This is a genomic window from Herbaspirillum sp. CAH-3, from assembly GCF_009668275.1.
Lineage (GTDB): Bacteria > Pseudomonadota > Gammaproteobacteria > Burkholderiales > Burkholderiaceae_D > Herbaspirillum > Herbaspirillum aquaticum.
The window spans coordinates 19,660-42,478 of record NZ_VSWE01000003.1 but is presented as its reverse complement, the minus strand read 5'-3'; the positions used below and the strand labels follow the sequence as shown (position 1 = coordinate 42,478).

General features: G+C 62.2%; 21 protein-coding genes. 4 read left to right on the top strand and 17 right to left on the bottom strand.

Going from position 1 to position 22,819, the window contains the following annotated elements:
- Positions 1–16: 16 nt before the first annotated feature.
- Positions 17–1,300 (top strand): glutamate-1-semialdehyde 2,1-aminomutase, encoded by a 1,284-nt coding sequence (gene hemL / locus FYB76_RS04615; protein ID WP_154132838.1) that lies wholly within the window; start codon positions 17–19, stop codon positions 1,298–1,300.
- Between the two features lie 164 nt (positions 1,301–1,464).
- Here hemL and erpA read toward each other — a convergent pair whose 3' ends face one another.
- The 6 genes from erpA to rplM form a co-directional block, all read right to left on the bottom strand.
- On the bottom strand, positions 1,465–1,830 hold the full coding sequence (gene erpA / locus FYB76_RS04610; protein ID WP_008331898.1) for an iron-sulfur cluster insertion protein ErpA: 366 nt from the start codon (positions 1,828–1,830) through the stop codon (positions 1,465–1,467).
- Positions 1,831–1,903: 73 nt separating this feature from the next.
- Positions 1,904–2,299, bottom strand: coding sequence for a polymer-forming cytoskeletal protein (locus FYB76_RS04605; protein ID WP_088755715.1), 396 nt, complete (start codon positions 2,297–2,299; stop codon positions 1,904–1,906).
- Between the two features lie 9 nt (positions 2,300–2,308).
- On the bottom strand, positions 2,309–3,013 hold the full coding sequence (locus FYB76_RS04600) for a DUF6776 family protein (protein WP_088755754.1): 705 nt from the start codon (positions 3,011–3,013) through the stop codon (positions 2,309–2,311).
- A 23-nt stretch (positions 3,014–3,036) separates the two neighbouring features.
- Entirely contained in the window at positions 3,037–4,074 is a 1,038-nt protein-coding gene (gene argC / locus FYB76_RS04595; protein ID WP_088755716.1) for an N-acetyl-gamma-glutamyl-phosphate reductase, read from the bottom strand.
- Between the two features lie 280 nt (positions 4,075–4,354).
- Positions 4,355–4,747: a 30S ribosomal protein S9 gene (rpsI, locus tag FYB76_RS04590; protein WP_154132837.1), complete on the bottom strand. Its 393-nt coding sequence runs from the start codon at positions 4,745–4,747 to the stop codon at positions 4,355–4,357.
- A 9-nt stretch (positions 4,748–4,756) separates the two neighbouring features.
- Complete coding sequence (gene rplM, locus FYB76_RS04585; protein ID WP_013235788.1) at positions 4,757–5,185, bottom strand: 50S ribosomal protein L13; 429 nt, start codon at positions 5,183–5,185, stop codon at positions 4,757–4,759.
- A gap of 633 nt (positions 5,186–5,818) precedes the next feature.
- On the opposite strand from rplM, the gene FYB76_RS04580 reads away from it, so the two are divergent.
- Entirely contained in the window at positions 5,819–6,277 is a 459-nt protein-coding gene (locus FYB76_RS04580; RefSeq protein ID WP_034350979.1) for an OsmC family protein, read from the top strand.
- An 89-nt stretch (positions 6,278–6,366) separates the two neighbouring features.
- Here FYB76_RS04580 and coq7 read toward each other — a convergent pair whose 3' ends face one another.
- The 9 genes from coq7 to FYB76_RS04535 all read right to left on the bottom strand — a co-directional run bounded on the left by coq7 (position 6,367) and on the right by FYB76_RS04535 (position 17,309).
- A complete protein-coding gene (coq7, locus tag FYB76_RS04575; RefSeq protein WP_039786897.1) occupies positions 6,367–6,993 on the bottom strand; it encodes a 2-polyprenyl-3-methyl-6-methoxy-1,4-benzoquinone monooxygenase in 627 nt (208 codons plus the stop codon).
- A gap of 96 nt (positions 6,994–7,089) precedes the next feature.
- Positions 7,090–8,124 (bottom strand): dihydroorotase, encoded by a 1,035-nt coding sequence (gene pyrC / locus FYB76_RS04570; RefSeq protein ID WP_154132836.1) that lies wholly within the window; start codon positions 8,122–8,124, stop codon positions 7,090–7,092.
- Between the two features lie 230 nt (positions 8,125–8,354).
- A complete protein-coding gene (locus tag FYB76_RS04565) occupies positions 8,355–9,083 on the bottom strand; it encodes an amino acid ABC transporter ATP-binding protein (protein ID WP_006461963.1) in 729 nt (242 codons plus the stop codon).
- A gap of 84 nt (positions 9,084–9,167) precedes the next feature.
- The gene (locus tag FYB76_RS04560; RefSeq protein ID WP_006461962.1) at positions 9,168–9,863 is read right to left on the bottom strand and encodes an amino acid ABC transporter permease; all 696 of its coding nucleotides are present in this window, start codon (positions 9,861–9,863) and stop codon (positions 9,168–9,170) included.
- Positions 9,864–9,866: 3 nt separating this feature from the next.
- Positions 9,867–10,616, bottom strand: coding sequence for an amino acid ABC transporter permease (locus FYB76_RS04555; RefSeq protein ID WP_088755719.1), 750 nt, complete (start codon positions 10,614–10,616; stop codon positions 9,867–9,869).
- 187 nt (positions 10,617–10,803) lie between these two features.
- On the bottom strand, positions 10,804–11,751 hold the full coding sequence (locus FYB76_RS04550) for an amino acid ABC transporter substrate-binding protein (RefSeq protein WP_088755720.1): 948 nt from the start codon (positions 11,749–11,751) through the stop codon (positions 10,804–10,806).
- Positions 11,752–12,678: 927 nt separating this feature from the next.
- Positions 12,679–13,971, bottom strand: coding sequence for a Glu/Leu/Phe/Val dehydrogenase (locus FYB76_RS04545; protein WP_039786889.1), 1,293 nt, complete (start codon positions 13,969–13,971; stop codon positions 12,679–12,681).
- A gap of 329 nt (positions 13,972–14,300) precedes the next feature.
- Positions 14,301–15,317, bottom strand: coding sequence for a LysR family transcriptional regulator (locus FYB76_RS04540; RefSeq protein ID WP_154132835.1), 1,017 nt, complete (start codon positions 15,315–15,317; stop codon positions 14,301–14,303).
- A gap of 87 nt (positions 15,318–15,404) precedes the next feature.
- Positions 15,405–17,309 carry an ABC transporter ATP-binding protein/permease gene (locus FYB76_RS04535; protein WP_154132834.1) on the bottom strand — a complete coding sequence of 635 codons (1,905 nt, stop codon included), beginning with the start codon at positions 17,307–17,309 and terminating at the stop codon, positions 15,405–15,407.
- A 166-nt stretch (positions 17,310–17,475) separates the two neighbouring features.
- On the opposite strand from FYB76_RS04535, the gene FYB76_RS04530 reads away from it, so the two are divergent.
- Positions 17,476–17,910 carry an acyl-CoA thioesterase gene (locus FYB76_RS04530; RefSeq protein WP_008331921.1) on the top strand — a complete coding sequence of 145 codons (435 nt, stop codon included), beginning with the start codon at positions 17,476–17,478 and terminating at the stop codon, positions 17,908–17,910.
- A 110-nt stretch (positions 17,911–18,020) separates the two neighbouring features.
- Positions 18,021–18,971: a 2-hydroxyacid dehydrogenase gene (locus FYB76_RS04525; protein ID WP_154132833.1), complete on the top strand. Its 951-nt coding sequence runs from the start codon at positions 18,021–18,023 to the stop codon at positions 18,969–18,971.
- Between the two features lie 728 nt (positions 18,972–19,699).
- Here FYB76_RS04525 and FYB76_RS04520 read toward each other — a convergent pair.
- Positions 19,700–21,400 (bottom strand): long-chain fatty acid--CoA ligase, encoded by a 1,701-nt coding sequence (locus FYB76_RS04520; protein ID WP_154132832.1) that lies wholly within the window; start codon positions 21,398–21,400, stop codon positions 19,700–19,702.
- Between the two features lie 253 nt (positions 21,401–21,653).
- Entirely contained in the window at positions 21,654–22,811 is a 1,158-nt protein-coding gene (locus tag FYB76_RS04515) for an aminopeptidase (protein ID WP_154132831.1), read from the bottom strand.
- Positions 22,812–22,819 lie beyond the last annotated feature (8 nt).

Below are 22,819 nucleotides of genomic sequence, written 5' to 3'. Positions count from 1 at the left end.
AATCGTCCGCACACTCATGACCAAGACCAATGCATCCCTGTTCGCCCGCGCCCAGCAAAGCACGCCGGGCGGCGTCAATTCCCCGGTACGCGCCTTCCGCTCGGTAGGCGGCACCCCGCGCTTCATCGAGCGCGCCGAAGGCCCCTGGTTCTGGGATGCCGAAGGCAAGCGCTACATCGACTACATCGGCTCCTGGGGCCCGGCCATCGTCGGCCATGCCCATCCGGAAGTGGTCAAGGCGGTGCAGCAGGCAGCCGCGCGCGGCCTGTCCTTCGGTGCACCGACCGAGGCCGAGATCGAGATGGCCGAAGAGATCATCAAGCTGGTGCCCTCCATCGAGCAGATCCGCCTGGTCTCCTCGGGTACCGAAGCCACCATGAGCGCACTGCGCCTGGCGCGCGGCGCGACCGGCCGGGACAAGATCATCAAATTCGAAGGCTGCTACCACGGCCACGCCGACTCCCTGCTGGTGAAGGCCGGCAGCGGCTTGCTGACGTTCGGCAACCCGACCTCGGCCGGGGTCCCGGAAGACTTCGCCAAACACACCCTGGTGCTGGACTACAACAATGCCGCCCAGCTGGAAGAGGCCTTCAAGAATGCCGGCAACGAGATCGCCTGCGTGATCGTGGAACCGGTGGCGGGCAACATGAACCTGGTGCGCGCTTCGGACGAGTTCCTGCGCACCATGCGCCGCCTGTGTACCGAGTACGGCGCCATCCTGATCTTCGATGAAGTGATGTCGGGCTTCCGCGTGGCACGCGGCGGCGCCCAGGAATTGAACGGCATCGTTCCCGACCTGACGGCGCTGGGCAAGGTGATCGGCGGCGGCCTGCCGGTGGCCGCTTTCGGTGGCCGCGCCGAGGTGATGAAGCACCTGGCGCCGCTGGGTGGCGTCTACCAGGCCGGCACCCTCTCGGGCAATCCGGTGACCGTGGCGGCCGGCATGGCGACCCTGAAGATCATCCAGCAACCGGACTTCTACACCCATCTGACGGCCCAGACCCGCAAGCTGGCCGATGGCCTCACCGCTGCGGCCAAGGCGGCCGGCGTGAGCTTCGCGGCCGATGCCATCGGCGGCATGTTCGGCCTCTACTTCGATGCCAAGGTGCCGACCAGTTACGCGGAGGTGATGCAGGGTGACAAGGAACGCTTCAACCGCTTCTTCCACAAGATGCTGGATGCGGGCGTGTACTTCGCGCCTTCGGCCTTTGAAGCCGGCTTCGTGTCGGCCCAGCACAGCGATGCGATCATCGAGGAAACCATCGCCGCTGCGGCCAAGGCCTTCACTGAACTGGGCTGAGGCTGGCGCGGGCGTTTCCGGCCGCGGCGGGCCGCTCCCGGAAATGCCCGTCGCATGGAGGGTCCGGGGCCATATGAAGGTTCCGGAAATGAAAAAAGGACGCCGCGGCGTCCTTTTTCTTCATCTCCCCGCAAAGCTGCACCAGGCGGGGAATCTGGCGGCGCTTACACCGAGAACGAGGAGCCGCAACCGCAAGTGGTCGTGGCGTTCGGGTTCTTGATGACGAATTGCGCGCCTTCCAGGTCGTCCTTGTAGTCGATCTCGGCGCCCACCAGGTACTGGTAGCTCATCGAGTCGATCAACAGCTGGACACCGTTCTTGCTCATGGTGGTGTCGTCTTCGTTGACGATTTCATCAAAGGTGAAACCGTACTGGAAACCCGAGCAACCACCGCCCTGCACGAAGACGCGCAGTTTCAGGTCGGGATTGCCTTCTTCCTCGATCAGCTGGGCCACCTTGGCGGCTGCGCTGTCGCTGAAGTTGATCGGGGCGGGCATGTCGGTTTGTTGCAGTTCGGCTACGGCGTTCATTTCGGGCTCCTGCTGGGCTTGAGGCGGATCAATACATTAGATCGATAAAGCCATTATAAGCGCTTGCGGATTTTCATGCTTCCGACGATGCAGCCAGCTTCAGCAGCGGCGTCTCGACCTGCTGGTCATGGCTGAGCTTGCCCGACACCAGGGCACCGCCATGCATCTCCAGCGCCTTGTAGAAGACATTGCCGGTAATGCGAGCCTTGGGCTGCAGCTCCAGCAGTTCGCTGGAGTGGACGTCGCCGACGATCTCGCCGTTGACGATCAGGTGCGCCGCACGCACCTCACCGACCACCTTGGCGTGCTCCGAGATGACCAGCACGCTGGGCTGGCCGGCTTCGGCATTGATGTTGCCGGTAATGGCGCCGTCGATGCGCAGGCCGCCCTTGAAGCCGACATCGCCCGTGATGCTGGTGGACATGCCGATCAGGCTGTCGATCGTGCTTTTGGTCTTGCGTGTAAACATGGAATCACCTCACAGATCTACCGACTGCTGGGCACGCACCTGGCCGCGGTCGAGAACACGGACGGCCACCGACTTGACGATGGCGCCCTCAGGAATGGTCAGCAGGCCCTCGACCCGCTGGTAGTACTTGAATGCGAGCCGGTAACGCGCCTGGTCAGAGGAATTGCTTTCCGGGAAGTTGATGGTAACACCTTTGCCGCCCTGCACCATATTGACACTAAGTTGCAGGTTTCCTGCAAACTGTTGCGTTCCCCCACCACCTTGCATGACCAGCACGCGATAGCGCAGTTGGTTGGGCGAGGCCTGTTCGGCCTTGAAGCGCTGGATGGTGATGCCGGGTGCGCCCAGGTTGGTCGGCAGCAGGCTGTCGAAGAACGCCAGGTCTTCCTTCTGGCGGTTGATTTCCGCCTCCAGGTTCTTGACCTGGGTGGCCAGCGTGGCTTGCGCCGTCTGGGCAATCTTCAGTTCATTTTGCGACGCGTTGGAGGCCGATTGCAAGCGCTCATTTTCGGCGGTCAGTTTCTTGACCTGTTCGCTGAGCTCCTCGATCTGTTCGCCAGCGTCACCATGCAGTCCAGGCAGGTTGTTGCGTCCCAGCTGGTAGGTCCAGACCGCCGCCGCCGCCCCCACGGCCACCACCGCTGCCCACAGCAGGATCAGCAGCGGCAGCGGGAGATGGCGCTTGATGGTCATTTTCGGCGCAGAAATGCTCATGCGCCGACGCCACAAGCGGTACTTCACGGCAGGACCGGGACCTGCTGCAGGCCGGTGGTTTCATCCAGTCCAAACATCAGGTTCATGCACTGCACGGCCTGGCCGGAAGCGCCCTTGACCAGATTGTCCTGGACCACCAGCACCACCACCGTGTCGCCATTGTCAGGACGATGCACGGCCAGGCGCAGCATGTTGGAGGCGCGCGTGGTGCGGGTCTCGGGATGCGAACCGAAGGGCAGCACGTCGACGAAGGGCTCATCCTTGTAGGCCTCTTCGAACAGGGCCTGCAGGGCGGCATTGTCGATATCCTTGGTCAGGCGCGCGTACAGGGTGGAGTGCATGCCACGGATCATCGGCACCAGGTGCGGCGTAAACAGCAGGCCGACCTTGTCACTGGTCAGGTGCGACAGGCGCTCGATGGTTTCGGGCGAGTGGCGATGGCCGGAGACGCCATAGGCCTTGAAGTTGTCGGAGGCTTCCGAGAACAGCAGGCTCAGTTCCGCCTTGCGGCCGGCGCCGGAGACACCGGACTTGCAGTCGGCGATCAGGTGCGAGGCATCGATCACGCCGGCCTTGAGCAGCGGCGCAAAGCCCAGCTGCATGGTGGTCGGATAGCAGCCGGGATTGCCCACCACGCGCGCCTTGCGGATGGCTTCACGGTTCAGTTCGGGCAGGCCGTAGGCGGCTTCCTTCAACAGGTCGGTGCAGCTGTGCGGCAGCTTGTACCACTTCTCGAAGGCGGCCACGTCCTGCATGCGGAAGTCCGCTGCCAGGTCGATCACCTTCACGCCAGCAGCCACCAGTTCGGGCGCCTGGGCCATGGCCACGCCGTGCGGGGTGGCGAAGAAGACCACGTCGCAATCGGTCAGGCGGGCCTTGTCGGGGGAGGAGAACGCCACGTCCACGCGGCCGCGCAGGGACGGATACATCTCGGCCACCGGCATGCCGTCTTCCTTGCGCGACGTCACGGCCTGCACGCGGGCCTGTGGGTGCGTCGCGAAAATACGCAGCAATTCGACGCCGGTGTAACCGGTTCCGCCAACGATACCTACCTTGATCATGTCTGGTCCTTGCGAGAAAAGGCGAAGAAAAAACGCCGTGGCGGACGAGCGCCGGACGTGCGTGCATGGCACGCTGAAAAGCGGTCAATTTTAGCAGGAGAATATTTCCCGCTGATTTCCGCTCGGACAGTAATTTCCGCAAATAGCCGAAATTATCGTCACACTACGAGACGTTGCGCAAGCAAGTGCAAAACTCCCCATGCAAAAGCACAGCGGCAACGCAGAAAAGCAAAAAGCCGCCGGCACAGATGCCGACGGCTTTCCGTAATGCAAGAAACGATTAACGCTTCGAGAATTGCTTTGCGCGACGTGCCTTGCGCAGACCAACCTTCTTACGTTCGACTTCACGCGCGTCACGGGTGACGAAGCCTGCGTTGGACAGGGCCGGCTTCAAGCCAGCATCGTAGTCGATCAGGGCGCGGGTGATGCCGTGGCGAACAGCGCCGGCCTGGCCGGATTCGCCGCCACCGTGGACGTTCACCTTGATGTCGAAACGCTCGACGTTGCCGGTCAGTTCCAGCGGCTGACGGATCACCATCAGGCCGGTTTCGCGGGAGAAGTACTCAGCGGCGGGCTTGCCATTGACGACGATGTTGCCCGAACCTGCCTTGATGAAAACACGCGCCACTGCACTCTTGCGACGGCCGGTTCCGTAATTGTAGTTACCGATCATGTCTGTTCCTTAGAGGGCGAGGGGTTTCGGTTGCTGCGCGGCGTGCGGATGGTTGCCATCTGCATAAACCTTCAGCTTCTTGATCATGGCGTAGCCCAGCGGACCCTTGGGCAGCATGCCCTTGACGGCCTTCTCCAGCGCACGGCCGGGGAAACGCTGTTGCATCTTCAGGAAGTTGGTTTCGTAGATGCCGCCCGGATAACCGCTGTGGCGGAAATAGGTCTTTTCAGTGGCCTTGGTGCCGGTCACGCGCAGCTTGCCTGCGTTGACGACGACGATGAAGTCACCGGTATCGACGTGCGGAGTGAATTCGGGTTTGTGCTTGCCGCGCAGTCGGAGTGCCACTTCGCTGGCAACACGTCCGAGGACCAAGTCCGTCGCGTCAATCACGAACCACTCGCGCTGAACCTCATGGGCTTTAGCGGAAAAGGTCTTCATGTTTGACTTTCTCTATCAGTATATAAACGCTCAAATGGCGGTTCCGCTCATGCGGGCCAGCGGGCCGAAACCTGCTGTCCTTTGTACTTCGCTTCGCGGACTCATCCTTTTATCTTCCCGAGCGCATGGGAAAGCCGGCAAGTATAGCCTTTTCAAGGACTTAGCGTCAAAAGGTTTTGGGGGATTGTGGCGTCGATCCGGCATTCTGCCTGGCTTTTATCGCCGGAAGACGGCATTTAGTTGCCCTCAGCGCAACTTTGCGAAGCGCCTGGCCGGAAAATGGACAAAAAAAACCCGGACACTCAGGTTCCGGGTTTAATCCACACCAATGAGGAGGGTGGAGGAGACATCGTTACGTGCTGCAAAAACTTCCGTTGAATTCAATATAGCAAAGCGGTTTGTGCAACGCAATAACGCGAGGCGAATAAATTTGTAACTGTCTGCAAGCAGCGTCACTATTGGGTTACAAGTTCCTGCAAGCCCTTCCGGAATGCGAAACAGGAATAATCATTCGTCAATTTTTCTGCAGCGCAAAAATCACCAAGTTTCATATGCCCTGCCCTGCACCGGCTGCAGGCGGGCGCGTCAAAAGCTACAATACGCAGCTTCATTGAACCCATTGGGACGAGACAGATGGAATGCACAGTACGTTGGACCGGCTTGTCCGGCATGACCTTCACGGCGGAAACCGGTTCGGGCCACCTGCTGACGATGGATGGCGCCCCTGATGGCGGCGGCCGCAACCTGGCGCCGCGCCCCATGGAAGTGGTGCTGGCCGGTACCGGTGGCTGCACCGCCTACGACGTGGTGGTCATCCTGCGCAAGAGCGGCCAGGACGTGCGCGGCTGCGACGTGACCCTGAAGTCCGAGCGCGCCGAGACCGATCCCAAGGTGTTCACCAAGATTCATTTCCACTTCACCGTGCGCGGCCGCAACCTCAAGACCAACGTGGTCGAGCGCGCCATCAAGCTGTCCCACGACAAGTACTGCTCGGCATCGATCATGCTGGAGAAGACAGCCGAGATCACGCACTCCTTCGAGATCATCGACGACCTGACCGATACCTCCTCGGCAGCCGCCCAGCAGCAGTAAGTGCCAAGGCAGCCAAGGCAGGATGCAGCAAGAAAAAAAGCGGCCGAGGCCGCTTTTTTCATGTCCGGCGATCCGGCCGCCTTCCGGGTTCAGATCCGGTAAGCCACCGTGGTCATGACCTTGGCCATGGCCTTCATCAATCCACGTACCGGTGCCGGCACTTCGGCTGCGCCCAGGTCACGCGCGGCCTGGCCGTGCTCGATCTCATCGAGGCGCATCTGGTCGACGATGGCGCGCGAGCGGTTGTCCTGGGCCGGCAGCTTGTCCAGGTGGCCCAGCAGGTGGTGCTCGACCTGGCGCTCGGTCTCGGAGACGAAACCCAGGTTGCGCGCATCGCCCAGCCGTGCCGCGATGCTGCCCAGCACGTAGGCGCCGCCATACCACAGCGGATTGAGCAGGCTGGTATGCGACCCCAGTTCGCGCAGGCGTTCGGCGGTCCAGGCGAGGTGATCCTCTTCCTCGATGCCGGCGCGCTTGAAGGCCGCTTTGATATCTTCCGTCTGGGCAAAGCGGCCCTGGGCGTCGTAGAGCGCCTGGGCGCAGACCTCGCCCACGTTGTTGACGCGCATCAGCCCGGCCGCATGGCGCTTCTCGGCCTCGTTCATGACACCGTCCGGCAGGCCACGTCCCGGGTTGGGACGGCTCTCGAACACCACGCCGCTGATCACGCGCAGCGCCTTGTCGAAATCGGTAATCAGTTCATCGACGACTTGCATACAGCTCGCCTTTCTCTCGTTGTGATGGACATCCCGGCCGCGCCACTCGTGCGGGCTGGCCGGGGACGAAGGAACATGGCTGATCCCTGAACCGGATCAGACCATCTTCCAATGGATCTGTTCGCCCGCCGACAGGGGCACCACGGTGGCATCGCCCATGGGCAGCTCGGCGGGAATGGCCCAGGTCTCGCGCTTCAGGGTGACGGTACCGGTGTTGCGCGGCAGGTTGTAGAAGTCCGGACCGTTGAAGCTGGCGAAGGCTTCGAACTTGTCCAGCGCACCGGCGCTGTCGAAGGCCTGGGCATACAGCTCCAGCGCATGCAGCGCGGTGTAGCAGCCGGCGCAGCCACAGGCGTGCTCCTTGGCCCCCTTGGCATGCGGGGCCGAATCGGTACCGAGGAAGAACTTGTCATTGCCCGACGTGGCTGCTGCTACCAGCGCCTTGCGATGGGTCTCGCGCTTCAAGACCGGCAGGCAGTAGTAGTGCGGACGGATGCCGCCCTTGAAGATCTCGTTGCGGTTGAAGAGCAAATGGTGCGCCGTGATGGTGGCGGCCGTCGGACCAACGCCAGCCAGCACGTAGTCGGCCGCTTCCTTGGTGGTGATGTGCTCGAAGACCACCTTCAGTTCCGGCATGGCCTTGCGCAGCGGCGTCATGATGCGGTCGATGAAGACGGCTTCGCGGTCGAACAGGTCGATCTCGGGATCGGTCACTTCGCCATGGACCAGGAAGGGCATGCCCACTTCCTGCAAGACTTCCAGGGTCTTGTAGCACTTCGACAGGTCCGTCACGCCAGCGTCGGAGTTGGTGGTGGCACCGGCCGGGTAGAGCTTGACGGCCTTGACGAAACCGCTTTCCTTGGCGCGGCGGATTTCTTCGGGCGGGGTATTGTCGGTCAGGTAGAGCACCATCAGCGGCTCGAAGGACATGCCTGCCGGCAAGGCGGCCAGGATGCGATCGCGATACGCACCGGCCTGTTCGGTGGTGGTCACCGGCGGCTTCAGGTTGGGCATGACGATGGCGCGTGCGAACTGGCGTGCCGTATGCGGCAGCACGTCCTGCATGGTGGCGCCGTCGCGCAGGTGCAGGTGCCAGTCGTCCGGGCGGGTGATGGTCAGTACGTTGCTCATTGCGGATCTTTCGGTCTTGGAGTGGTGTCGGTCTGAGGATTACGGATCAGGCAAGGCATCCCGGCCGATGCGGGCTGTGGAGAGCCAGCCGCGATGTCTTCAAGGGCGACATTCTACCGTAGCCGTCAAGCACCCCGGGACGCAAGGCCTGACCCGCTTTTGACCTGGCACAAACGACAAGGGCCGCCCCGTTGCCGGGGCAGCCCTTGCTGCGATACGAACCAGCGCGATCAGTGGGTGATGATCTTGGCCAGGAAGTCGCGTGCGCGTTCCGAGCGCGGCTGCGCGAAGAACTCGTCCTTGGCGCAGTCTTCCACGACCAGACCCTTGTCCATGAACACCACACGGTTGGCGACCTTGCGGGCGAAGCCCATTTCGTGGGTCACCACCATCATGGTCATGCCTTCCTGGGCCAGGCCCACCATGACGTCGAGCACTTCATTGATCATTTCCGGATCCAGCGCCGAGGTCGGTTCATCGAACAGCATGGCGATCGGGTCCATCGACAGTGCGCGGGCAATGGCCACGCGCTGCTGCTGGCCGCCGGAGAGCTGGCCGGGGAACTTGTCCTTGTGCGCCAAGAGGCCCACGCGGTCCAGGTACTTCAGGCCCTTTTCGGTGGCCTCTTCCTTGGAACGGCCCAGCACCTTGATCTGGCCGATGGTCAGGTTCTCGCGGATGGAGAGGTGCGGGAACAGCTCGAAGTTCTGGAACACCATGCCGATGCGCGCACGCAGCTTGGACAGGTTGGTCTTGGGGTCACCGACGGAGACGCCATCGACGGTGATGGTGCCCTTCTGGAACGGCTCCAGGCCGTTGACGGTCTTGATCAGCGTGGACTTGCCGGAGCCGGACGGGCCGCACACCACCACCACGTCGCCCTTCTTGACGGAGGTCGAGCAGTCGGTCAGGACCTGGAAGCTGCCGTACCACTTGCTGACATTGTTGAGTTCGATCATTTGGATTCTCCTGGATTTCTGAATTCTGGATTCACTGGCCGCCAGCTGGCGCTGCAGAGCGCGGGCGGCGGCCGTCAAAGACATTTAGCGGATGATGGCAATCTTCTTCTGGAAGCGCTTGACCAGGGTCGACAGGCCAAAGCTCAGCACGAAATACACCACGGCCACGAAGAGATACATTTCCACCAGGCGGCCGTCACGCTGCGCGATCTTGGAAGCGCTGGTGACGAAGTCCGGCACCGAGCCCAGCACGTAGACCAGCGAGACGTCCTGGAACAGCACGATGGTCTGCGTCAGCAGGATCGGGGTCATGTTGCGGAAGGCCTGCGGCAGCACCACGTTGCCCATCATCTGCCAGTAGTTCATGCCGATCGCATAGCCGGCAAACACCTGGCCACGCGGGATGGACTGGATGCCCGAGCGCATGATCTCGCAATAGTAGGCGGCTTCGAACAGGATGAAGGTGATCAGGGCCGACTGGAACGCACCGACCTGGATGGGTTCGGAGGCACCGATGATCCAGGCGCCGATGAAGGGCACCAGGAAGTAGAACCAGAAGATCACCAGCACCAGCGGAATGGAGCGGATCAGGTTGACGTAGGTGGTCGCGATGAACGACAGCGGCTTGTTGGACGACAGGCGCATCATGGCCAGCAGCGTGCCCAGGATGATCCCGCCCAGCATGGCCGAGAAGGTCAGGATGAGCGTGAACTTCAGGCCCGTCGTGAAGAGGTAGACCCACGAGCGCTGGATGACGTCGAAATCGAAATTGCTGAACATGGATCAATGCCCTCCTGCGCTGGTGCTGCCGCCGGTGATGTAGCCCGGAACGGCCGTAATCTTTTCCAGCAGGCGCGCCATGAACAGCGCGATCACGGAAATGATCAGGTAGATGATGGTGGCACCGGTCAGGGCCTCGAAGGTCTGGAAGGTGAATTCACGCATCGAGTAGGTCGCGGCGGTCAGCTCGACCAGGCCGATGGTCAGGGCCACCGAGCTGTTCTTGATGATGGCGGCGAACTCGTTGGTCAGTGCCGGGATGATGATGCGGAAGGCCATCGGCAGCAGCACGTAGCGGTAAGTCTGCACCGGGGTCAGGCCCAGGGCGGCACCGGCCATGCGCTGGCCGCGCGGCAGCGCCTGGATGCCGGTGGTCACCTGCACGGCCACACGCGAAGAGGTGAAGAAACCCAGGGCCAGGGTCGCCGTCACGAAGGACGCATCCGGCAGGCTCTTGATCCAGTCACCGATGGCGCCGGGCAGCAGCTCCGGCATCACGAAATACCACAGGAACATCTGGACCAGCAGCGGAATGTTGCGGAACAGTTCCACGTAGCCGTTGGCAATGCGCACCACCCAAGGTTTGGTGGTGGTACGCAGGGTACCGAAGATGGTGCCCAGGATCAGTGCCATGATCCAGGCGCAGGCGGCTGTGGCCAGGGTCCATTTCAGGCCCGCCAGCAGCGTGTCGATGTAGGGGATGCCATCGGGAGACATCTCCCAGAAGATTCCCCAATTCCAGTTGTAATGCATAAATGGCCTCGTCTGTGTTCGAAGTCTGTGTTCTCGGGCGCGGTCACCAGGCAAATGCCGCGCCGCTTCTTGTCTGGTCAGCGCCGGCTCTTTCCGCGCCTTGCCGCAAGGCAAGCGGGACGGTCCCGGCTAAACAAAACGGGGGACAGGCCCCCGTTTTGTTCGATTGCACGAAGCAATGCGCTTTTTACTTCTTCTTGCCCAGGTTCTTCTGCGCTTCCGGCACGGCAGCGTAGGCAGCCGGATCGTAGGAGTCGGTCGGCTTGGCCAGGACGGCTTGCAGCTGCGGGCTCATCGGCACGTTCAGGTTGACACCCTTGGGCGGGATCGGCGACTGGAACCACTTCGCGTAGATCTTCTTGATGTCGTCACCCTTGTAGACCACGGTCAGGGCATCGTCGACGACCTTCTTGAAGTCGTTGTCGCCCTTCGGCAGGATCAGGCCGTACGGCTCGACCGACAGGGCTTCCGAGGAAACCTGGTAGTCAGCCGGTGCCTTGGAGTTGGCGGCCAGCGAGGACAGCAGGATGTCGTCCATCACGAAGGCGGCGGCACGGCCGGTTTCCACCATCAGGAAGGCTTCGGCGTGGTCCTTGGCAGCCAGGATGTTCATGCCCAGGTTGCGTTCGGCGTTCAGCGCGGTGATCTGCTTCAGGTTGGAAGTACCGGAGGTCGAGACGACGGTCTTGCCCTTCAGGTCGTCCAGCGTCTTCAGGTTGGCTGCCTTCTTGGACAGGAACTTGTTGGCGGTCACGAACTCGGTCACCGAGAAGGCCACCTGGTTCCAGCGTTCCTGGTTGTTGGTCGCGGAGTCGCAGGAAATGTCAGTGGTACCGTTGGCGATCAGCGGGATGCGGGTAGCCGAGGTCACCGGAACCATCTTGATGTTCAGCGAGGTCAGGCCCAGCTTCTTCTGGATCGCGGTCGCGGCCTTCAGGCACAGGTCGATCGAGTAGCCCTGGTAGGACTGCTTGTCGTCCAGATAGGAGAAGGGAATCGACGAATCGCGCACGCCCAGCGTCAGGGTGCCCGAGTCCTTGATCTTCTTCAGACGGCCGGTGAATTCCTCAGCATGCACCGAGCTCATCAGTACGCTTGCCCCAACCAAAACCCCTGCTAGCTTCAATAACTTCATTGTGTGACCTCCTGGAAAAATTTTTTACGTAACGGTTCAAATGGCCTGGTAGCGAATCCGCTTGCGCGCTGCCCCTACCGGGCTGGCCGGCCGTATTGACGAGCCTGTTATTGTTTTCTGCCGTGTCGCCTATTCTGTGTGCTAACACAGTTCTTTGCCAGCATTGTTTGCTCCACCACTGGCGATCTGTGGCGATGACCACCCCCTCGGTGGAGCACACACTGGCAAATTACCCAAGCGCAACTGTCGGCGGGCGCATTGTACGACATATGCCGCCCGGGCTGGCAATCCGCAAAAACCCTCATGGCGCCAGTACCACGATCCGACCCGATGAGGAGCGCTTCGCACCTCGCAGGAAGCGCTGGCGCGGACCTCGGCGGCACGGCAGCAACCCCATTCCGTTCAGCAATATCCATGCCAGAAAAACCCGCCGCACGATGCACGCGAGCGCATACGCGTGCAGCGGAAGGCAGCATCGTGACAGGGGAAACCGGGGAACGGGAAGAATCAGGAAGCACCGGCCGAGAGCCAGTGTGGACGCCGCTTGCGGGGCGATGTGCAGGAAAGTGCAGGGAGGAAGAGATACCAGCGCCAGGGCGGCCAATGCGAGTGCGGCACGCATGAAGCCATGTGCCAAGCGCGCGCCGCCCCATTACGTGCACGACATCGGGATGGCAAGCCGCAGCGGCCCGTGCCGAATCGTGCGCACATGCGGCAGCGCCCGGCATGGTCATGCCGGGTCCGTCACTGAAGATCTTGCGCCGCAAGGCTGGTTGGCCTGCGGTGCGCATGCGCACAGCAACCACGTCTCCTCCGAACCAGAGTGCTCTGGAATCATGCGACCGACGATCTGTGGCGCAATGCGCCGCCGTCTTTGGCCGTGGGTGGTCCGGTGCTCGCCGGACCGGTCTTTACTGCATCACTGCATCACGGATACAGGCCGCGCATTTCGCGCGCCTGCAGCACGCGGGTACACGCCACGATGAAGGCCGCGGTACGCAGCGACACGTTCTTCTCTTCGGCCAGCTGCCAGACGGCGGCGAAGGCTTCGCGCATGATGCGGGTCAGGCGCAGGTTGATTTCGTCTTCGGTCCAGAAGAAGCTGGAGAAGTCCTGCACCCATTCGAAGTAACTCACCGTCACACCGCCGGCGTTGGCGATCACGTCCGGCACGATCAGCACGCCCTTGTCGCGCAGGATGTCGTCGGCCGCCGGGGTGGTCGGGCCGTTGGCGCCTTCCAGGATGATCTTGGCCTTGATGTGATTGGCGTTGGCTTCGGTGATCTGCTGTTCCAGTGCGGCAGGCACCAGAATGTCGCAGTCGACCGACCAGAATTGGGCGCGGTCGGTGATTTCATCCGCACCTTCGAAGCCCTTCACGCTGCCATGCTTGGCCACGTACGCCTGCAGTGCAGGAACGTCCAGGCCGCCGGCATTGAAGACGGTGGTCACGTGATCCTGCACCGCCACCACCTTGGAACCGGCTTCAGCGAACAGGCGCGCAGCGATGCCGCCGACGTTGCCGAAACCTTGCACGGCAACCTTGGCATCCTTGATGTCCATGCCGCGCTTGGCAGCGGCTTCGCAACCGACCACGAAGACACCGCGACCGGTGGCTTCATGGCGGCCCAGGCTGCCACCCAGCGAGATCGGCTTGCCGGTGACCACGCCCGAGGACGTGCTGCCCTGGTTCATGGAATAGGTATCCATCATCCAGGCCATGATCTGCGAATCGGTGTTCACGTCCGGCGCCGGGATGTCCTTGTTGGGACCGATGATGATGCCGATCTCGCTGGTGTAGCGGCGCGTCATGCGCTGCAGTTCACCACGGGAGAGCGTCTTGGGATCGACACGGATACCGCCCTTGGCACCGCCATAAGGGACGTTCACGGCCGCATTCTTGATGGTCATCCAGGCCGACAGGGCCATCACTTCGGACAGCGTCACATCCTGGTGGAAACGCACGCCGCCCTTGCCGGGACCGCGCGAGGTATTGTGCTGCACGCGATAACCCTCGAAGTGGGCAATGGTGCCGTCATCGCGCTCGATGGGCACGTCGACCACCAGGATGCGCTTGGGACGCTTCAAGGTTTCCACCCAGCGTGCCAGCGAGCCCAGGTGGGGCGTGACGCGGTCGATCTGTTCGAGATAGACGCCCCACGGACCGATGCCGTGCGGGACGAGGTAGGATGGCACTTCGTGATTAGGTACGTTCGACATGATGCAATCGCTCCTTTGGATAGCCGTGCTGTTCAAAGACAAAAGGCCTGCAAATTCCGAAAGTCCGCCAAGCATGTTACTCCGTCGGCAGCGGCCTGCAAGCCGCACCACAAGGCGCGCAAGAAGGCGGCGACGGAGGCGCGCCCGCCAGCGCGGCGCGGGGTGCGCCTGCTGGAAATTCGTGCCTGTCCGATTCAGCGCCGCCATCGTAGCCAGCCGCTCAAAACAAGGCTAATGCTTTGTGAGCATGCAATTATGCAAGGCATGCATAACCTTGCAAATCCCTTGATGGATAAGGGATTGCGACATTTTCACCTGTTAATTTTTGATCAGGAATCGCGTTTTTCAGCAGTTCGCGGACTTTTTCCGCCAGGCGTCTTGGGACGCTCCCCGCGTTCGTTGCGCTCGGCCTTTTCTTGCCGCTGCGCATCCAGCTCCACCAGGTATTCCCAGAGCCGCGCCACCAGTGCCTTGCCGGTGCGCTGGGCGGTCGGACGCTCGCGATAGAGGCGGATTTCCATTTCGACTTCCCACTCCCCGGTAGGCCCGTCGGTGCGCGCCAGCTGGCGGTTGCGCACTTCGCGCAGCACCGAGGACTCCGGCAGGAAGGCCACCCCATGGCCCTCCAGCGCCATCATCTTGAGGCTTTCCGACATGTCGGTCTCGTAGTGCTTCATCAGGTGCAGCGGGCGCTTGGTATCGGCCATCATCAGCTCCACCATGCGGCCCAGGTAGGCATTGCTGGTGTACGAGAGGAACGGCACGGGGGCCTTGGCGCTGCCCGGAAAGACGTAGTCCGGCTTGCCGTTGCGGTCGCAGCGCGAATACGGGCGCAGGGTTTCGGTGCCCATGGTGAGCATGTCGTAGCGGCTGGCATCGAGCTGCACCGGCTGGCGCGGATGGTGATAGCACAGCAGCAGATCGCAGCCGCCCTCGACGATGGTCATCACGGCGTCGTGGACGTTCAAGGCGATCAGGCGCGTGTTGATGGAGCCGAAGCCGGACTCCAGGGCGCTCAACCACTTGGGCATGTAGGTCAGCGAGAGCGTATGGGGGACGGCGAAGTCGATGGTGGTCTGCGCCGTGGGGCGCTTGCCGCGCAGCAGCGCGCGCGTGTTGTTGATCTGGCCCAGCATGGCCACGGCCTGTTCGTAGAAGACTTCGCCGGCGGCGGTCAGGCGCGTGGGGTAGGAGGTGCGGTCGATCAGGTCGGTCCCCAGCCAGGCCTCCAGCGACTGGATGCGCCGCGAAAAGGCCGGTTGCGTCACATGCCGCAACTCCGCCGAGCGACTGAAACTGCGCGTTTCCGCCAGGGAGACGAAATCCTCAAGCCATTTGCTTTCCATTGCCCGCCCACTTCCCGTTCTAGGTCGAATGCGCGAATTGTGCCGCTGTGCCCGCGCCGGCGCAAGCAGCGCGCGCGGGCTCAGGCATCAGCGTCGTTCGGCCGGCATCAGGACCGTGGGTTCGGCACCGGGCTCGGCTGCCGGCACCACGCCCCCCGGCTGCGGCAGCGCCGATGCGCCCTCTTCTTCCGCGCCAGCCTGCTGGCGCAGCCACATCTGCGCATACAGGCCATTGGCCATGAGCAGTCCGGCGTGGGTCCCGCGTTCGACGATGCGGCCGTGATCCATCACCAGGATCTGCTGCGCATTGACGATGGTGGACAGGCGATGCGCAATGACCAGCGTGGTGCGCTCGCGCGCGATCTCTTCCAGCTGCTGCTGGATGGCCTGCTCCGCACGCGAATCGAGGGCCGAGGTGGCTTCGTCGAAGATGAGGATGGCCGGGTCCTTGAGCAGGGTGCGGGCGATAGCCACACGCTGCTTTTCACCCCCCGACAATTTCAGTCCACGCTCGCCGACCATGCTGGCATAGCCTTCCGGCAGCGATTCGATGAAGTCGTGGATGTAGGCCGCCTTGGCCGCTGCCACGATCTGCTCGCGCGTGGCACCTGGCTTGCCGTAGGCGATGTTGTATTCGATGGTGTCGTTGAAGAGCACCGTATCCTGCGGCACGATGCCGATGGCCTGGCGCAGCGAGGCTTGCGTGACGTTGCGCAGGTCCTGGCCATCGATGCGGATGGCGCCCTGGTCGACATCATAGAAGCGATACAGCAGGCGCGAGAGCGTCGACTTGCCCGAGCCGCTATGGCCGACCACGGCCGTGGTGGTGCCGGCCTGCACCTTGAAATCGACATCGAAGAGGATCTGGCGATTGCGCTCGTAGCTGAAGTCGACATGCTCGAAATGCAGCTCCGCGCCCTGCGTCTTCAAGGGCTGGGCACCGGGCCGGTCGGCCACTTCGCGGTTTTCTTCGAGCAGCGAGAACAGGCGTTCCATATCGGCCAGGCTCTGCTTGATTTCGCGATAGAGCACCCCCAGGAAATTGAGCGGGATGTAGAGCTGGATCATGAAGGCATTGACCAGCACCATGTCGCCCAGCGTCATGCTGCCATCGATGACGCCCGCGATGGCGCGCCACAGGATGAGCGTGACGGCGATGGCGATGATGGCGGATTGTCCGGTGTTGAGCAGCGACAGCGAACTCTGCGATTTGACGGCCGCGCGTTCATAGCGCTGCAGGCCTTCGTCATAGCGGCGCGCTTCGAATTCCTCGTTACCGAAATACTTCACCGTCTCGTAATTGAGCAGCGAATCGATGGCGCGCGTATTGGCGTGCGAATCCAGTTCGTTCATGGTGCGGCGGAAATGCGTGCGCCACTCGGTGACCGTGATGGTGAAGAGGATGTAGAGCACCAGCGCGCCGGCCGTGATGAGCGAGAACCAGATGTCGTAATGCGTGCTCAGGTAGGCCAGTACCAGCACGATCTCGATGATGGTCGGCAGGATCGAGAAGAGCGTATAGGAGACCAGCGTGGAGACCCCGCGCGTACCGCGTTCGATGTCGCGCGTCATGCCGCCGGTCTGGCGGTTCAGGTGGAAGCGCAGCGACAGCGCATGCAGATGGCGGAAGACCTGCAGCGCGATGGTGCGCACCGCACGCTGCGTGACGCGGGCAAACATCAGTTCGCGCAATTCGGTGAAGAGCGCCGTGGCCAGCCGCAGCGCGCCGTAGGCCACCAGCAGGCCCAGCGGCAGCACCAGCAGTGCTTGCGGATGGGTCGGCGTAATCGTCATGGCATCGACCAGCTTCTTCAACACCAGCGGCACGCCCACGTTGGCCAGCTTGGCCCCGACCAGGAAGGCCAGCGCCAGCATCACGCGCCATTTGTAGGTCCACAGGTAGGGCAGCAGCGTGCGGACGACTTCCCAGTCGCCGCGCTGGCGTTTGACGGGGGCTTGCGGTGAGGAGGCGGAATTGGGATAGCGGCGCATGGGCGGGTCAGGATGAAAGGGTCGGGCACGGCAAACCAGCAGGAGGTCAACATCCGATACACTAGGCTGTTGCCGCGCCTGCGGGCGCACAGCCGCACACCCGCAAACCCGAATTATAAGAGCCATCCCGGCGCGCCGCCGGACATCACCTGCAAAGGAGCCTTCCATGTCATCCACCGTTTCCCAACTTCCGCCGGGCAAGGCACCGCAGCTGCGCGTCATGCCCATGCCGTCGGATGCCAATGTGTATGGCGACGTCTTCGGCGGCTGGATCATGGCCCAGGTCGACATCGCCGGCTCGCTGCCGGCCACGCGCCGCGCCAACGGGCGGGTGGCGACCATTGCGGTCAATTCCTTCCTGTTCAAGAATCCGGTGTTCGTGGGGGACCTGCTGTCCTTCTATGCCGATATCGTCAAGGTCGGCAATACCTCCATCACCGTCAACGTTGAAGTCTATGCAGAGCGCAATCGCCTGCAGACCGAGATCGTCAAGGTGACCGAAGCCACCCTCACCTACGTGGCCACCGATGAAAACCGCAAGCCGCGCCCGCTGCCGCCGCTGGATCCGGTACGTGAAGCGGGGGCCAGCCCGGCGATCTGAGCGCCGCCCTTCCCCTCCTGCGGGCTTGAAAATTTTTCAGCCTGCAGGGTGCGGCACAGACGTATCGTTATGCCTCCCTTACTGTCTTCCCCTTCCTCTTCATATTGCCCATGACATCCCCCAACCGCCCTGTCGTCCTCATCGTCGCGCGTCTGCCGCAGCACCTGCTGGACTTGCTGCAGCAGAACTTCAGCTGCCACAACCTCATTCTCGATCCGCTCACCGATGAAGCGCTGGCTGCCATTGCGCCGCAGGTGCGCGGCATTGCCGCCAATGGCGAAGCCAAGGTCGGGCGCGAATTCATGGCGCGCTTCCCGGCGCTGGAGATTGTCTCGGTGTTCGGGGTCGGCTATGACGGGGTGGATGTGCCGGCCGCCCGCGAGCGCGGCATCCATGTGACCCACACGCCTGACGTGCTCACCGAGGATGTGGCCGACATGGCCATTGCCCTGATGCTGGCCGTGGCACGCAATGTGGTGCGGGCCGACCGCTTTGCCCGCAGCGGCGAATGGAAGAAGGGCCCCTTCCCCTTCACCACCAAGGTCAGCGGCGCGCGCCTGGGCATCGTCGGCCTGGGCCGCATCGGGCAAGCCATCGCGCAGCGCGCGGCGGCGTTCGACATGCAGATTGCGTATCACAACCGTTCGCGCAAGGATGTGCCTTACACCTATGTGGAAAACATCGTCTCGCTGGCGCGCGAGGTTGATTTCCTGGTGATGATCACGCCGGGTGGCGCGGGGACGCGGGCGCTGGTCAATGCCGAGGTGCTGGAGGCGCTGGGACCCAAGGGCTTCCTCATCAATGTGGCGCGTGGTTCGGTGGTGGATGAAAAGGCGCTCATCGCGGCGCTGCAGGCTGGGACGATTGCCGGTGCGGGGCTGGACGTGTTCGAGAATGAGCCGAACATTCCGGCCGAACTGGCCGCGCTGGAGAACGTGGTGCTGACGCCGCACATGGCCAGCGGCACGCTGGTGACCAGGACGGCCATGGCGGAACTGGCGTTCACCAATTTGCAGGCGCATTTCTCGGGCAAGCCGGTGGTGACGCCGGTACCTGATTGAAGCTGCATACAGGGGGAAAGCCGCTGCCGGAGGGGGCTCACGGAAAGCGGCTTTTTGCAGATGGGTTCAGGGAGGGCGGTTTCAGTCCAAGGAGTATTGTCCTGAGTAATTCCGTACTTGGATGCTGACTTGAGTGGCGCCATCACTATTGGGTGTCTGCCTCGTCAAGCCACTCTTCAATGTCGATCCCCGAGAATGGGAATGTCGGCTCGCCGAACATGCGGAGAAGCGTCAGGTGCACATCGGCCTGCTGATTTTCTTGCAAAATTGCCCCCCCTCAATTTGCCCCACCTTCCATTGCCTCCCGAAGCCTGCCACGCGGTCATAAGACCCTTCATATCCCAGCCCTCGTAAGTCCAGGAACATCTGTTTCAGGGTTCGTCTCTGCTTGCGCGATTTGACCACCTCTGCGCTGAGTCAGGCTGAAAGTCGAGGCGCGAATTCATCTAGGGCACTGGATGATTGCCTTGAAGGGTAGGAGGGCTCGATCGCTCCGGATCGGGTATAGCGATGACCCGTGTTTCGAGAGATGTCCAGCCGGCGGGAGATTTCCCTGATCGAGATGCGATCGCGGATGTACCAGCGTCGAGACAATGACGACTCACCACCAGCCATGTCCTGTGAGCCCAAACTGAAAAGGCCTGAGTCCGGTGCAATACCGGACTCAGGCCTTGATGTAGAAAACTGACTGACGAACTTCAGGGAATCAGATTACGGCAGCACTCGCATCACGCCGCCTGCTTCTGCGCTGCCTTCGCAGGATCATCCCGCAACTCGCGGCGCAGGATCTTGCCCACGTTGGTCTTGGGCAGTTCATCCCGGAACTCGATGTACTTGGGCTTCTTGTAGCCGGTGAACTGCTCCTTGCAATAAGCCATCAATTGCTCGCTGGTCAGCGACTTGTCCTTGCGAACCACAAAGAGCTTGACCGCTTCGCCGGTGTGTTCATCGGGCACGCCCACACAGGCGCACTCCAACACGGCCGGATGCTGTGCCACCACGCCTTCGATTTCATTCGGATAGACGTTGAAGCCGGAGACCAGGATCATGTCCTTCTTGCGGTCCACGATCTTGGTGTAGCCCTGCGCATCCATCACACCGATGTCACCGGTCTTGAAGAAACCATCCGGCGTCATGACCTTGGCCGTCTCATCCGGACGCTGCCAGTAACCCGGCATCACCTGCGGACCACGAATGGCGATTTCGCCCGGCTGGCCCAGCGGCACCGGATGGCCATCATCATCGAGGATGGCGATTTCGGTGGACGGCAGCGGCAGGCCGATGGTACCGGTGTATTCATCGATGGTGCAGGGGTTCGCGCTGGCGATCGGCGACGTCTCAGACAAACCGTAACCTTCGATGATGGGGCAGCCGGTCAGCTTCTTCCATTTGTCGGCCACGCTCTTCTGCACCGCCATGCCGCCACCCACGCAGCAGCGATAGCCGGAGAAATCCAGCTTGGCAAAGTCGGCATTGTTGAGCAGCGCGTTGTAAAGCGTATTGACCGCCGGGAAGGTATTGACCTTGTACTTGGCCAACTCCTTGACGAAACCGGGAATGTCGCGCGGGTTCGGGATCAGCAGGTTCAGCGCGCCTTCACGCGTGCCCAGCAGGTTGCAGACGGTGAGCGCAAAGATGTGATACAGCGGCAGCGCGCAGACGAACACCAATTGGTCGATGGGCTTGCCGGACTTCAGCGCCGGGGTCAGCCATTCTTCGGCCTGCAGCACGTTGGCGATCAGGTTGCGATGGGTCAGCACGGCGCCCTTGGCTACGCCCGTGGTACCGCCGGTGTATTGCAGGAAGGCCACATCATCAGGCGTGAGCGCTACCTTCTGCAAGGTCTTGCCCTCGCCCTGCGACAGCGCGCGGCTGAAGGAGATCGCATTGGGCAGCGACCAGGCCGGCACCATCTTCTTGACGTGCCGCACCACCAGGTTGACGATGGCCCCCTTGAGGGTGCCGAGCAGCTCACCCATGCTGGCTACCACAATGTGCTTGACCTGCGTATGGGCCACCACCTTCTGCAGCGTGCAGGCAAAGTTCTCCAACACGAAGATGGCTTCGGCACCGGAATCCTTCAACTGATGTTCCAGCTCGCGGGCCGTGTAGAGCGGATTGACGTTGACCACCGTGTAGCCGGCACGCAGGATGGCGGCGATGGCGATCGGGTATTGCAGCACGTTGGGCATCATGATCGCCACGCGGGCGCCCTTCTGCAGGCCCAGGCCTTGCAGCCAGGCCCCCATGGCGCGCGACATGGCATCGAGTTCGCCATAGCGGAGATACTTGCCCATGCAGACGTAAGCGTTGCGATCGGCATGCTTGGCGAAAGCCTCTTCGATCATCTGCACCAGCGAACCATAGCGGCTGGGATCGATGTCAGCGGGAACGCCTGCGGGATACGATGCAAGCCAGAATCTTTCCATAGTGTGTCCTCTGTCTCCGGTCATAACGTGCGCTGGGGCTGGACGGTGATGCAAGGCCACCGCGTTGGCGCGCACAGCAAAAAAAGCACGAGTGTTTTTTTATTTATCGCAGATGCTATCCAGCATTCGACTGCGGGGCAAGCTTTTTGCGCCCCAAATTTGAGATTTTTTGCAAAATGGCTGGCAACGGCGGCGATATCACGGCCGGTCTGCGTGCATTACCTTGTCCAGGCCGCCGGTCGCGCGCGCAAATTCATCCGGCATGATACGCCGGGTCGCCGTCCTTGGGCCGGTCATTGGTGCAGGCGGGAAACATTTCTGCCTCTGCCTTGCCCGTGGTCAAGGGCATGTCACCGAGAGCGGCATGGCGTGCCGCCTTGTCCATGCGCGCCAGGGCGCGCACCTTGTCATAAAAATCCGGGAAGCCGCTGCTGCGGGCAAACAATTGGCGGAAGGCGGGGACCAGGTCGTGATACGCCCCAACCAAGGCGAGGTGCGCATTGGACAGCGGCATGGCGAACCAGCGGTCATAGCCGGCATAGCCATTCCATCGGGTGACCTTGATCCGGGCATATTCAGCACGCAGGGCATCGAAGATGGCCGCCTTGCGCTGGCGCTTGTCGGCATCGCTGGCGTCGCTGTCGTAGTTGTCCTTCAATTGGGCGCGGTACTTGTCCAGCAAGGCCAGGAATTCACGTTTGCGGGCGGCAAAGCGCTGGTAGGCCTCGACCATCGCCGGATCATGGCGCGCCGCCAGCCAGCGTTCCACACCCAGCTCTTCCACCGCCACCGCAAACCCTTCATTGAAGGAGGTATCACCGGGCGCATACACGGTCTGGTGCGCCAGCTCATGGAAGATCAGCCGCGCCAGTTCGCCATCGGGATACTGGATGAAGGTCGAGATCACCGGATCATTGAACCAGCCCAGCGTGGAATACGCCGGCACCCCTGCAACCTGGACGTCATACCCTTCGGCCTTGAGCGTCTCGGCATAGGCCTGCGCATCATTGAGGTGATAGTAGCCGCGATAGTCCACGCAGCCGGCAATGGGGAAGCACCACTGCCGGGGTTTCAACGACAGCTCGGGTGCGGCCACCACGTTCCACAGCACGAAGGGCCGGTCCAGTTGCGCGTAGCTGCGGTAGCTGCCGTTGTCAGGCAGATCGAGTTCGGTAACGGCATAGCGGCGGATCTCGCGCACCGTCTGCAGCTTGGCCTTGAGCGCAGGCGAGGTGGCCGGGTCATCGAGCCAGTCCTCCAGCGGTTTGGCTTGGGCCAGCAGCGAGAACTGGCCGTGCGCAGCCTGGGCGTAATACGACACGGTGGAGCAGGCGGTCAACCCGCACGCCGCTGCCAGCACGCCCAGTGTGAGTGCCCAGCGCACAGAGCGACGCAAGCCACGGCGCAGCATGGAAAACG